At 59.6% G+C, this 12555-nt stretch carries 9 protein-coding genes; all 9 read left to right on the forward strand.

Annotation, left to right across the window (positions count from 1 at the left end):
• The 9 genes from tssC to AB3G88_RS11220 all read left to right on the forward strand — a co-directional run bounded on the left by tssC (position 1) and on the right by AB3G88_RS11220 (position 12504).
• A complete protein-coding gene (gene tssC / locus AB3G88_RS11180) occupies positions 1 to 1539 on the forward strand; it encodes a type VI secretion system contractile sheath large subunit (RefSeq protein WP_480454029.1) in 1539 nt (512 codons plus the stop codon).
• A 23-nt stretch (positions 1540 to 1562) separates the two neighbouring features.
• Positions 1563 to 2918 carry a type VI secretion system baseplate subunit TssK gene (tssK, locus tag AB3G88_RS11185; RefSeq protein ID WP_099584239.1) on the forward strand — a complete coding sequence of 452 codons (1356 nt, stop codon included), beginning with the start codon at positions 1563 to 1565 and terminating at the stop codon, positions 2916 to 2918.
• Complete coding sequence (gene tssL, locus AB3G88_RS11190) at positions 2915 to 3598, forward strand: type VI secretion system protein TssL, short form (protein ID WP_480454031.1); 684 nt, start codon at positions 2915 to 2917, stop codon at positions 3596 to 3598. Before tssK ends, tssL begins: the two co-directional genes overlap by 4 nt.
• Before the next feature lie 7 nt (positions 3599 to 3605).
• Positions 3606 to 5327, forward strand: coding sequence for an OmpA family protein (locus AB3G88_RS11195; protein WP_480454033.1), 1722 nt, complete (start codon positions 3606 to 3608; stop codon positions 5325 to 5327).
• A gap of 23 nt (positions 5328 to 5350) precedes the next feature.
• Entirely contained in the window at positions 5351 to 5842 is a 492-nt protein-coding gene (locus tag AB3G88_RS11200) for an Hcp family type VI secretion system effector (RefSeq protein WP_112194891.1), read from the forward strand.
• Positions 5843 to 5979: 137 nt separating this feature from the next.
• Positions 5980 to 8646, forward strand: a complete 2667-nt coding sequence (tssH, locus tag AB3G88_RS11205) for a type VI secretion system ATPase TssH (RefSeq protein WP_480454035.1) — start codon at positions 5980 to 5982, stop codon at positions 8644 to 8646.
• A gap of 2 nt (positions 8647 to 8648) precedes the next feature.
• Complete coding sequence (locus AB3G88_RS11210) at positions 8649 to 11369, forward strand: type VI secretion system Vgr family protein (RefSeq protein ID WP_480454036.1); 2721 nt, start codon at positions 8649 to 8651, stop codon at positions 11367 to 11369.
• A 5-nt stretch (positions 11370 to 11374) separates the two neighbouring features.
• Positions 11375 to 12148 (forward strand): hypothetical protein, encoded by a 774-nt coding sequence (locus AB3G88_RS11215; RefSeq protein ID WP_112194897.1) that lies wholly within the window; start codon positions 11375 to 11377, stop codon positions 12146 to 12148.
• Positions 12133 to 12504: a DUF7079 family protein gene (locus tag AB3G88_RS11220; protein ID WP_480454037.1), complete on the forward strand. Its 372-nt coding sequence runs from the start codon at positions 12133 to 12135 to the stop codon at positions 12502 to 12504. Before AB3G88_RS11215 ends, AB3G88_RS11220 begins: the two co-directional genes overlap by 16 nt.
• Positions 12505 to 12555 lie beyond the last annotated feature (51 nt).

Below are 12555 nucleotides of genomic sequence, written 5' to 3' on the forward strand. Positions count from 1 at the left end.
ATGACTGTAGAAGGTTCCAGCGAACAATCGCGCAGCGCTACTGTGTTAACTGAAGCGTGCGGTGGTATTTACGGTGCGCTGTTTAGCAAGATCAATCTAAACCCGATAGTAACGATGGGTGGTATAGAAGCGTTTCAAAACGCCGACGCGCTGTCTGAGGTATCAGCCGATGAGCGGGTGACCGCAGCGGTCAGCGTGTTTTTAAAGTTGCTTAAACAATCACCGCAGAAAGTAGAGCGTCTGGATAGAGTCCTGCTGGACGAACACATCGCCTCCCTGGACATGCAGATCAGCCGTCAACTCGACGCAGTCATGCATCATCCGGATTTCCAACGTGTCGAGTCGACTTGGCGTGGCGTGAAGTCGCTGATTGATCAGACGGATTTCCGTCAGAACGTGCGCATCGAACTGTTGGATATCAGTAAGGATCACCTCGTGCAGGACTTCGAGGATGCGCCGGAAATCGCCCAGAGCGGCTTGTATCTGCACACCTATACCCAGGAGTACGACACTCCCGGCGGTGAGCCGATTGCAGCAGCTATCTCCAACTACGAGTTCGACCGAAGCCCTCAGGATATCGCCCTGCTGCGCAACATTTCGAAAGTGTCCGCCGCCGCGCACATGCCATTTGTGGGCGCGGTCGGCCCAGCCTTCTTCGGCAAAGAGTCCATGGAAGAAGTTGCCGCGATCAAGGACATCGGCAACTACTTTGACCGCGCTGAATACATCAAGTGGAAGGCGTTCCGCGACAGTGACGATGCACGTTACATCGGTCTGACCATGCCACGCGTCCTCGGGCGCTTGCCCTATGGCCCCGACACCATTCCAGTACGCAATTTCAATTACATCGAAAGCGTCAAGGGTCCGGATCACGGTAAATACCTGTGGACCAATGCCTCATTTGCCTTTGCGGCCAACATGGTCAAAAGCTTCATCACCAATGGCTGGTGCGTGCAGATTCGTGGGCCGCAATCGGGCGGCGCGGTGACGGAACTGCCGATCCATCTGTACGACCTGGGCACCGGTAATCAGGTCAAGATTCCTTCCGAAGTCATGATCCCGGAAACCCGTGAGTTCGAATTCGCTAACCTCGGCTTCGTTCCGCTCTCGTACTACAAGAACCGCGACTATGCATGTTTCTTTTCGGCCAATTCCGCGCAGAAACCGGCGCTGTACGACACGGCCGACGCCACCGCCAACAGTCGAATCAACGCACGCTTGCCTTACATCTTTCTGCTCTCACGCATCGCCCATTACCTGAAGCTGATCCAGCGCGAAAACATCGGTACTACCAAGGACCGACGTCTGCTGGAGCTTGAGCTGAACAAATGGATTGGCGGGCTGGTGACCGAAATGACAGACCCCGGCGATGACCTGCAGGCCTCGCATCCACTGCGCGATGCCAAGGTGACGGTCGAAGACATTGATGACAATCCGGGCTTCTTCCGCGTCAAGTTGTACGCCGTGCCGCACTTCCAGGTCGAGGGCATGGACGTGAACCTGTCGCTGGTTTCGCAGATGCCCAAGGCCAAGGCCTGATTCAATCGTAGGGAAACGATGCCATGAAGATCGATCGCCCTTTATGGGCCGCCGGAGCATTGCTGTCGCCGCAGCAATTTCAGCAGCAGACACGCTACGAGGCTTGGACCAATAACCAGCTCGCTCTACTGACCTGGGTACATCCCTGGGGCGTCCAGGCTGTGGAGTTCGACCTGGATGCGTTGCGACTGGGCAAGCTCAAGGCCGCTCTGTTGCAAGTGCGAATGCCGGATGGCACATGGGTCGACACCGAATGCATGGATCGGCTGCCTCCCGCGTTGGAACTGGCGGCGCTGCTCACCGACGAGGTTCAGGAAGTGACCGTGCTACTGGCGCTGCCATTGGAGCAAGCCAACGGCAACAACTGCGTGTTTGAAGGCAGCAGAGTTGATCGGCCCACTCGTTATCGTCAGGACTGGCGTCAGGTTCAGGATATCTACGCAGACGAGGCCCAGTCGATTGGTGTGCTGGAACACGCGCTGAGCCTGCGCCTTCACAGTGACGATAACCCGGATTACGTAACGTGTCCGGTCGCACGTCTGGTGCGAGACGGGAAAGGGGCCTGGAGCCTCGACCTCGGTTTCGTGCCGCCATTGCTCAGCTTCGCCGCGCATCCTGGGCTGGTGAATCAACTGGACAACCTGTTGACCCAGTTAGCTGCCAAGCGGCAACGGCTCATGGGCATGCGGCGCGAAAGCAATCAGCGCATGGCCGACTTTGCGGTGGCCGATGTCTCGCTGTTCTGGCTGCTTAATGCGCTGAACACCTATCAGCCGGTGCTGGCGGATCTGCGTGCATTTGCGGCGCGTCATCCAGAGCATGTCTATCAAGTGCTGATCAAACTGGCGGGCGGCCTGCTGACGTTTTCACTGGAGCACGATGTCGATGAAATCCCGGCTTATCGACACGCGCATCTGGAGGCCGTATTCCCACCCTTGATGCACAGCATTTCCCTGCTGCTGGAGGCCAGCCTGCCGTCGCGGGTCGTTGCCTTGCTACTGGAGGCGCGTGGGGCCAATCGCTGGCAAGTCACGCTCAATGACCCGCGCCTGCGTGAACGCAACGGTGCCGACTTCTATTTGTCAGTGCGTTGTCGGCTACCGGCGGCGCAGTTGCAGGATCAGTTCCCGCGCTTGTGCAAGATCGGCACGCCCGACGCTGTCAACTACCTGGTCAATGCGGCGCTTGATGGGGTGCCGTTGCAGTCGCTCAGCCATGTGCCGGCGGCGATTCCATTACGCCTGGAAAATCAATATTTCGCCCTGGACCTCGGCCATCCCAGTGGGCAGGCAATGCTGGACGAAGGCGTTTGCGCGTTCTACGTCCCCAGCACATTGGCCGACGTCAAGCTTGAACTGTTCGCGGTGCTGCGCTCATGAAAGTGACGTCTTTGGAAGAGCGCAATTCGGCTGCGGTGGATATCGATGCGCTGCTGCAGGACACCTATCTGTTGGTGGTTGAGTTGCGCCAGGGAGCCTCGGTGCAGAACAGTCGGGAGTTGGAGCAGCTTTGCACGGCGCAAGTGGAGCAGGTGCGCCAGCAGCTCAAGCTGGCGGGCCTTGGTCAACGCAGCATTGATCACATCAGCCATGCGCAATGTGCGTTGCTCGACGAGACGGTGCTGACCTGCGCCAGCGATGATGCGCGGGCGTCGTGGGCCAGCGAACCGCTGCAGGCCAAGTTTTTCAACCGTCACCAGGCGGGTGAGTTTCTTTATGAAGACATACGCGAAGTGCTGCGCGGGCCGGCACCTGATCGGCATGTGCTGACCGCATTCCAGCGGGTATTGATGCTGGGTTTTCGCGGGCGCTACCGTGACCTGGACGATCCTGAACGTGAGCAATTGCGGGTTGCCCTTGACGCGCAGGTCACTCCGCGCAAGGTCAGGCAAACCCTCGTTACGCAAGCGGCCCGCGCAGGCGTGCCTGCGTGCCTGTCCTGGCTGCACTCACCGCTGATCCAGATCCTGGCGATGGGCTTGTTGCTTGCGGCTACGGGATGGGGTTTGGATCAGTTGTTGAGCGATGCGATGGCTTTGCTTATGCCTGGTCAGGGGTGAGCGGACGATGACCTTCAACCTGCATCGAATTCTTTACCTGTGGGCGGGCTTATTGGCCTTGGCTTTACTGGTCATCATTCCGCTTGAACTGTGGGTGCGAGCGCTCGGGGTGTTGATCGCGGTGTGTTGTGTCGCCTGGGTCTGGGTGTCGCAGAACCGCCGAGCCGAGCGCCTGTCAGGGGCGTTTAGGTTGGCGGATAACGTGGCATTGCCTGTGACGTCGTTTCGTCACCCAGTGGTACTGGTCTGCGGAGACAGTCTGAACAATCTGTTCGGTGAGATCCCGGCCGAGCACTTGGCCCTGCGTGTTACGGCCTTGGGTTGCTATGTGCGTGTACCGAACGTGGAGCAACTGCCGGCTGTCACCGACGCACTGTTGGCGCTGCGTCCAGAGTGGGCAGGGCAACTGGGTGTGATGTATATCGTCAATCCAGGCGTTCACAGCGACGGTGCAATCCTCGCGGGTAAGGTGCGCGGTTTCAGCGATCAGCTTGCCCTGGCTCGCAAGCGTGGGAGCGCACTGCCACTATTGCTCGCGAGCTACCTGCAAACCTTGCAGGGCGAGGAACCATGGTTCTGTTGGGACAACGGCCATGCCGAAGTCCGCGTCCATGACGCCGGTGCATGTGTCAGTTCGGATGAATGGCAGCGGCAGACCTCCGACAGGTTCCTACAGGCTGCGCGGATGCACGCGAGCGTACAGCTCAACAGCATTGTGACCTGGTTGCATGAAGCGGTGCGGCCACACCTCGTCGCTCGAAACTCGCGCAATTGCCTGGCAACGACGTGGGTGATCAAACTGGTGCCGTCGCTGCCTCAGGCGGTACCCGAAAACCTTTGGCAGCAATGGTTGCACAGTAGGGTGGCGCTGGCGGATAACCGGCAGGTCATGACGGATGTGCTGTTGCCATTTCCCGATCCGTTGCTCAACCTCCTTGCGCTGCGACCGCTACGCACCCCACTGCAACGCGCAAGCGTCGTTGCGCTCTGGTTGTTCACCGGCGCGCTCGTCATCGCTCTGGCTAGCTCGGCATGGCAGAACACCCTGTTGGCGCGCCAGATCAGTGATGACCTGCGGCGCTATTCGGCTATACCTGTGCCGACCCAGCGTAATCAGCGTGAGTTTCTTTGGCGTGAAAATGCGCTGGGCGTACTCCGGCAGCACGCCCAGCGCCTGGACGCTTACTACCGGCACGGCGTGCCCTTGGCCTTTGGCTTGGGCCTGTATCGCGGCGAGCAGTTGCGCGCACCGCTCCAGGCGGTGTTGGCGGCCCACAGTGAGCCGCCACCGGCTACAAAACCCGAGCGGAGCGCCAGTTCAGTACGGCTGGACAGCCTGTCATTGTTCGCTCCCGGCAGCGCCCAGCTCAAAGCCGGCTCGACCCACGTCCTGATCAAAGCGCTGGTCGATATCAAGGCTCAGCCAGGTTGGCTGATCGTTATCGCGGGACACACCGATGCCACCGGCGATTCCGAAAAAAACCTTCGGCTTTCCCACGCCCGTGCCGCCGCCGTGCACGCCTGGATGCAGCGCATGGGGCGTATTCCTGCCAATTGCTTTGCGGTGCAGGGCTTCGGCGCCACTTATCCGATAGCGAGTAATGACACCGAGGCGGGGCGTGCCGCCAATCGCCGCGTCGATATCCGCCTGGTACCAGAGGCGGGGGCCTGCGAGCTCGCGACCCCTGGTCCGAACAGACAACCCCCTGTCGCATCCCGCGACGTTTAACTTCCTGAGAAAAGGAGCTTCACATGGCAATTCCCGTTTACCTCTGGCTGCAAGACGATGGTGGTGCCGAAATCAAAGGCTCGGTGAATGTCGATAAGCGTGTGGGCAGTATCGAGGTGGTCGCCCAGGATCACAGCCTGTACATCCCCACCGACAACAACACCGGAAAGCTGACCGGCGCGCGGGTTCATACCCCCTTTCTGTTCTCCAAGGAGATCGATGCGTCCAGCCCCTACCTCTACAAGGCCGTGACCACCGGGCAAACCCTCAAGAGTGCCGAGTTCAAGTGGTACCGCATCGACGATGCCGGGCAGGAAGTCGAGTACTTCATCACCAAGCTGGAGAACGTCAAGGTGGTGAAAGTCGCGCCGAAAATGCACGACGTCAAAGACCCGAGCAAAGAGAAACACAACCATCTGGAACAAATTGAGTTGCGCTACGAGAAGGTCACCTGGACCTACAAGGACGGCAACATCATCCACTCCGACTCCTGGAATGAACGCCAAAGCGCTTGATACGTATGGAGCAGCAGGCGCGCTTTCGCCTGCTGGCCCCGGTGTGCTGGGTTGAGCGCCTGCTCGCGGACGCTCAGCCAATCACATCGATTCCAGACGCCATTTCTTAATGAATCTTTGCACAAGGACGCAACCGTATGGCCCCCAACTCCACCCGCTTGCTTCGCCGTCTCAACCCCTACTGCGCCCAGGCATTGAGTGCAGCGGCTTCGTTGTGCCAGAACCGGGCACATGCGCAGATCAGCATTGAGCACTGGTTGCTCAAGTTGCTGGGGCAGGGCGAAGGTGACCTGACGGTGATCGCCCGTCGCTACGAGTGGAATCTGGAGGCGCTGTGGTACGGGTTGCTCGAACATATTGATCAGCTGCCGCGTAGTGTGCAGAGCAAACCGCAGTTGTCTCAGCCATTGCAGCAACTGATCCGTGATGCCTGGGTGCTGGCCTCGCTGGACGACAACAACGACAACCTTCGCTCAGTGCATCTTCTGAGCGCGCTGATGGAAACACCAGGCCTGTTGGCGTGTGAGTCCGCCTGGCCTTTGCTCAGCCTCAGCCACGTCCAGTTGCAGCGTCTCTCGGGACTGTTGGATCACACGTCCGAGGAGTGTCCGCAACTGCAGGCACCTGCCCAGTCGGGGAGTGCCGCCGACATCTGCGGCGAGCTCGCCACAGCTCCACCCCGTGTCAGCCAGGAGGGTTCATTGCAGGCAGTGCTGGACAGATTCACCCACGACCTCACTGCCCAGGCGGCGCAAGGCAAGATCGACCCGGTATTTGGCCGCGACGACGAAATTCGGCAGGTCATCGACATCCTAAGTCGTCGGCGCAAGAACAATCCTATTCTGGTGGGCGAGCCTGGTGTCGGCAAAACAGCACTGGTTGAAGGCCTGGCCTTGAGCATCGCCCAAGGCAGGGTGCCGGACAGCCTCAAGTCGATCAGTGTGCGCACCCTTGACCTGGGCTTGTTGCAAGCTGGGGCCGGGGTCAAGGGCGAATTCGAACAGCGCCTGAAAAACGTGATCGACGCCGTACAGCAATCCGAAAGACCTGTGCTGTTGTTTATCGACGAGGCCCATACCCTGATCGGCGCCGGCAACCAGGCCGGCGGGGCCGACGCAGCCAACCTGCTCAAGCCGGCTTTGGCCCGTGGCGAATTGCGCACCATCGCCGCGACCACCTGGAGCGAGTACAAACAGTATTTTGAGCGCGACGCCGCCCTGGAACGGCGCTTCCAAAGGGTCAAGGTTGAGGAGCCGGATGACGCGAATGCTTGCCTGATGCTGCGAGGCCTGAAGGCGAGTTACGCCAACCATCACGGTGTGCACATCCAGGATACGGCGGTGCAGGCGGCTGTCAGCCTGTCGCGACGCTACCTGACCGGCCGGCAACTGCCCGACAAAGCGGTCGACCTGCTGGACACCGCCAGTGCCCGCGTGCGCATGAGCCTGGACTGCGAGCCGCAGGCGCTGGCCCACCTGGTCTCCCGGCAAGTGGCCCTGGAACTGGAGCGGCAAGCGCTGGAGCAGGATCAGCGCATGGGCGGCCAGGAGGCTGATGCGCGCCTGGCAGTGATCGCCGCACAACACGCCGAGCTGCAACGCCAGTACCTCGATCTGGAGCAGCAATACCGACAGGAACTCGACGTCACCCAACAGCTGATTGATGCACGTCAGGCCCAGCCACCGCAGCGTGAGACCTGCGAGCAACTACAGCAGCAGTTGAGCGAGATCCAGGGCAACCAACCGCTGCTGTCGCTGGATGTGGACGCGCGCAGCGTTGCGCACGTGATTGCCGATTGGACTGGCGTGCCGCTGGGCATTCTGCTCAAGGACGAACAGGCCAACCTGCTGATGCTGGAACAGCGACTGGCAGAACGTGTGATCGGGCAGGCTTCGGCACTGAACGCCATGGCGCAGCGCCTGCGGGCGGCCAAAACCGGGCTCACCGATGACAAGGCGCCGCTGGGTGTGTTCCTGCTGGTCGGCACCAGCGGCGTGGGCAAGACCGAAACGGCCCTGGCCTTGGCCGATAGCCTGTTCGGTGGCGAAAAATCGCTGATCACCCTCAACTTTTCCGAGTACCAGGAAGCCCACACCGTCAGCCAGCTCAAAGGTTCGCCACCCGGCTACGTCGGTTATGGCCAAGGCGGGGTTTTAACCGAAGCGGTGCGGCAAAGGCCCTACAGCGTCGTGCTGCTCGACGAAGTGGAAAAGGCTCATCGCGACGTGCTCAATCTGTTTTATCAGGTCTTTGATCGCGGCTTCATGCGCGATGGCGAAGGCCGTGAGATCGACTTTCGCAACACCGTCATTCTCATGACCTCCAACCTCGGCAGCGAGCTGTTGCACCGCTGTGTGCAGGCGCAACCCGACGCACCGGACAGCATGCTGTACGAACGACTGCGGCCGATCCTGAGCGACCACTTCCAGCCGGCGCTGCTGGCGCGCTTCCAGACCCTCATCTATCGCCCGCTCCAAGCCGATGCGCTCAAGCGCATCGTCGCCATCAAGCTGGCCCAGGTTGCCAAACGCCTGCAACGCCATTACGGCCTGGAGTGCCGGAGCGACGACGCCCTGAGCGACGCGCTGGTTGCCGCCTGCCTGCTGCCTGATTCGGGTGCACGCAATATCGACAGCCTGCTCAACGAGCAAATCCTGCCGGTACTCAGCCAGCAACTGTTGGAGCGTCGAGCAGCACAGCAACGCACCCAGGGTGTGCGCTTCGGTTATAGCGCCGAAGACGGTATCAGCCTGCACTTCGACGATCTTCCAGGCACGGTTCAGGCCGTCGCCTCGCAGGTGTGAACATGCTGACTTTCTTTGACCACAGCCGCCACACCCTGAGCGTTCGCAACGTCAACGCCCACCTCGACGTCCTGGCCTTCAACAGCCAGGAACGGCTAAGCGAACCCTTCGCCTACCACATCGAATTCACCAGCACCGAACGTGACCTCGCCGCCGAAACCCTGCTCGGCCAGCACGCCCGCTTCAGCCTGCACGCCCCGGCGCAAAAACTGCCCTTGCTGGGGCTGACGCCGCCCCCCATCAAGCCCCTGCGTACCCTGCGCGGCGTGGTCACCGGCTTCAGGCGCCAGTGCGGCTCCAACGACCAGGCCAGCTATGAAATCACCCTGCAGCCACGCCTGGCCCTGCTCGCGCGCGGTCGGCAGTTTCGCATCTACCAGCACCAATCGGTGCCGCAGATCGTCGACAGTCTCCTGCGCAGCCGCCACGACTTTGAAGGCCAGGACTTTCTGTTCAGCCTCAAACGCGACTACCCCAAGCGCGAACAGGTCATGCAATACGGCGAAAGCGACCTGGCGTTCATCACCCGCCTGTTGGCCGAAGTGGGCATCTGGTACCGCTTCAGCAGCGACGAGCGCCTGGGCATCGATGTGGTCGAGTTCTGCGACGACCAACGCTTGTACCAGTTCAACGTTGAGCTCCCATACCGCCCGCAGTCGGGCCTCGGCAGCACTGCCCAGGACGGCGTGTGGAACCTGCAATCGAACCACCAGGTGGTCGAGCAACAGGTGCATGTTCGCGCCTACCACCACCGCGAAGCCCACGCGCACCTGAGCGGCGAGATTGACCAGACTCGCGGCGCCAAAACCACCTACGGCGAGGCCTACCACTACGCCGAACCCTACACAGCGCTCGGCGACCGGCTGGATCAGGACGAAGACCTGCTCAGCGAAAGCGGCCACTTCTACGCACGCCTGCGCCACGAGCGCTACCTCAACGAGCAGACCCACCTCGCCGGCATCACCAGCAGCGCCACCCTGGCCCCAGGCCAGGTGCTCAACGTTACCGACGGCGCCCCACAGGCCTTCAAACCTGGGGCAGTCATCACCGGCCTGACCACCGTCGCCGCCCGTGACAGCAGCTTCATCGCCACCTTCGAGGCCATCCCTTATTCGCAAAGCGTGTGCTTTCGCCCAGAACTCAAGAACAAACCCCTGATCGCCGGCACTATCCCCGCGCGCGTAACCAGCAACCAGGCCAACGATGCCTACGCCCATATCGACCTGGAGGGGCGCTACCGAGTGAACTTCCTGTTTGACCGCGACACCTGGACGCTCGGTCAGGAAAGCCTCTGGCTGCGCCTGGCCCGGCCCTACGCGGGCGATACCCACGGCCTGCACCTGCCGCTGATCGCCGGCACCGAAGTGGCGGTGGCCTTCGAACAAGGCGACCCCGACCGCCCCTACATCGCCCACGCCTTGCACGACAGCCAGCACGTCGACCACGTGACCTTGCGCAACTACAAACGCAACGTCCTGCGCACCCCAACCAATAACAAACTGCGCCTGGACGACACGCGGGGGCAGGAGCACGTCAAGCTGAGTACTGAGCACAGTGGCAAGAGCCAGTTGAATCTTGGGCATTTGGTGGATGGCAAGAAGAAAAAGCGCGGGGAGGGGTTTGAGTTGCGCACCGATGGTTGGGGCGCGATTCGGGGGGGCAAGGGGGTGTTTATCAGTGCTGATGAACAGAGACAAGCTCAAGGTAATCAGTTGGATATGGCGGCAGCCATTACACAACTGGAGGGGGCGTTGTCGCTTGCGCGCTCCATGGCACAGGCAGCCAGCAGCGCCGAAGTGAACCCCGCAGACATCGATAGCCAGTTGGGTCTGCAGCAGCGGCTTAAAGGACTCGTACAGCCCTGTGTCCTGCTCCATGCGCCGGCAGGTATTGGCGTGCTCACCCCGAAGGCCCTGTGCCTGTCTTCCGGCGGCGAGAGCGTGGGCATTATGGCGGCACGCAACACCGATATCACCGCTGGTCACGACATAACCGCAGTCGCCGAGGCCAGCGTGAGCGTGTTCGCTCAACGTGGTGAGCTGCAACTCAAAGCAGATAAAGGCAAGGTCGAACTGCATGCTCGGGGCAATAGCCTTCACGCCCTGGCAAAGTCCGACCTCAAAATCGAAAGCGTTGAAGGACGTGTGGAAATCAGTGCGCCACGGGAGGTAGTGATCAATTGCGGTGGGGCCTATATCCGCCTCAAGGGCGGCGATATCGAGCTGGGTGCGCCCGGCAATATTTACCTCAAGGCCGCCCACGTGCAAAAACTTGGCAGCGCCAGTCTTCAGACGCCGGCATCAGTGTTGCCCACCGGATACGCCGGTGGCTATACCTTGAAAGACGCCACCCAGGCGGCGCTCCGATTCACTCGCTACCGAATAACCACTCAGCAGGGAGAGGTATTCAGCGGTGTGACTGACAAGGACGGCAAGACCATGAGCGTCCATACCTGGATGCCGGGTAGCTTGAAAATCGAACTGCAGCAGACCGAGAAGTGGATCAGCTTCTGTGCCCCTCCGGGATCAAATTACCAAGGCATGAAATGCACCGCGACGATGGACGATGGCGAGGTCTTGCAGGGTGAGTTCGATCGCGAAAGCAAAGTCAGTTTTTATGCTTTTACGGGTAACTCCTGTGTCGGGTTCAACGTGCAGAACCTGGAACTTCAGGAAGAATTACCCAGCGGCGCAGAACAACTATTAAGCGAATTGACGGAGTAACCGGTATGGATGCTTTTTATCGGAACTACCTGGCCCGACAAAGCCATCAGATTGATGATGATACGTTGGAGCGTGCTCTTGAGAGTTTTGAGGGGGCGGCGCTCAAATTCTCTTCGGACTTTATAAGTGATGCGAGGCTGCGTGATAACTACAACAGTAATGTCAAGCGGGTAAAAGCCCAGGTGCTGTCGCAAGTAACTGCGGGGAATATCTCAGTAAAGGAGGCCGCTGAGTTTTGCTATGAAGCACGCAATAAAATCATGGCGGAAACTCGGAAGAAAACCTCGGTGCCCGGACGGGCGATTGCCGAAAAAAGAAAGATTGTTTCTCCCGGTTTGGAAAAACTGCTGGATGAAAAAGCCGCCAGGAAGTTCGGCAAGACCTTCGTTGCGCTAAATCCTGAACAAAAGAATGCCATGTATTACGAGATTGTAGAGTCTTCGGCCAGGCCTAATGCCGGATTCAATACGTTAAACAAAGTGCTCAAGGTGTCAGGCAAGGTGTTGATCGTGGTAACGATCGTTTATGCAACTTACGAAATCGCCAATGCTGAGAATAAGAAGAAAGAGGCTATCAAGCAGGGCATTACGATAAGCGGCGGGGTCGCCGGTACTGCGCTGGCCAGCCTGGCCGTCTCTGCCGTCTGCGGGCCGGGCGCACCGTTTTGTGCAATCGGCTTAATGCTCGCGGGCGGGGCTGCTTCGGGCTGGGTTGCATCGAAACTTGCAGACTCTCTGGATGATGAGATTGAGGAATTTACCCAGTGGCAAATCAACTAGAACAACACCAGCTCTGGTCGGCGCTCTCTAGTTTGTTTGTAGGCAGTGAGGTTGACTATGAGTACGTTGCGAGGGTTGCAAAAAACTACTCCATCAGCGACGTGGAGTTTGCTCTGTTTGAGAGAGTGGCGCCGGTATGTATCAGTAACATGTTGGCGCCCGTACCACCGGTGTGGTGGTACTTCGATGAAGAGCAGTTAGTCGCGGATATTGAATGCCTGATCAAGAAGAGAGCCAGGCAGGGGTTGGCGGGTAAATGTTTATCCGCCATGGCCGGCCGCTTGATACGACTTGTCAGCGCCAGCGTCTGGTCTGAACTAAAGGCTGAAATTGAGTCGGCCAAGAGACACGGCTAGAGCCGGTTCAACTCGATCAATCTGATAATGACCTGAAAATATAATTTTTTA

The sequence above is a fragment of the Pseudomonas arvensis genome (assembly GCF_056688935.1).

Coding starts and splice junctions, on each gene's coding strand:
- tssC (WP_480454029.1), top strand. CDS start 1: ATGACTGTAGAAGGTTCCAGCGAACAATCGCGCAGCGCTACTGTGTTA.
- tssK (WP_099584239.1), top strand. CDS start 1,563: ATGAAGATCGATCGCCCTTTATGGGCCGCCGGAGCATTGCTGTCGCCG.
- tssL (WP_480454031.1), top strand. CDS start 2,915: ATGAAAGTGACGTCTTTGGAAGAGCGCAATTCGGCTGCGGTGGATATC.
- AB3G88_RS11195 (WP_480454033.1), top strand. CDS start 3,606: ATGACCTTCAACCTGCATCGAATTCTTTACCTGTGGGCGGGCTTATTG.
- AB3G88_RS11200 (WP_112194891.1), top strand. CDS start 5,351: ATGGCAATTCCCGTTTACCTCTGGCTGCAAGACGATGGTGGTGCCGAA.
- tssH (WP_480454035.1), top strand. CDS start 5,980: ATGGCCCCCAACTCCACCCGCTTGCTTCGCCGTCTCAACCCCTACTGC.
- AB3G88_RS11210 (WP_480454036.1), top strand. CDS start 8,649: ATGCTGACTTTCTTTGACCACAGCCGCCACACCCTGAGCGTTCGCAAC.
- AB3G88_RS11215 (WP_112194897.1), top strand. CDS start 11,375: ATGGATGCTTTTTATCGGAACTACCTGGCCCGACAAAGCCATCAGATT.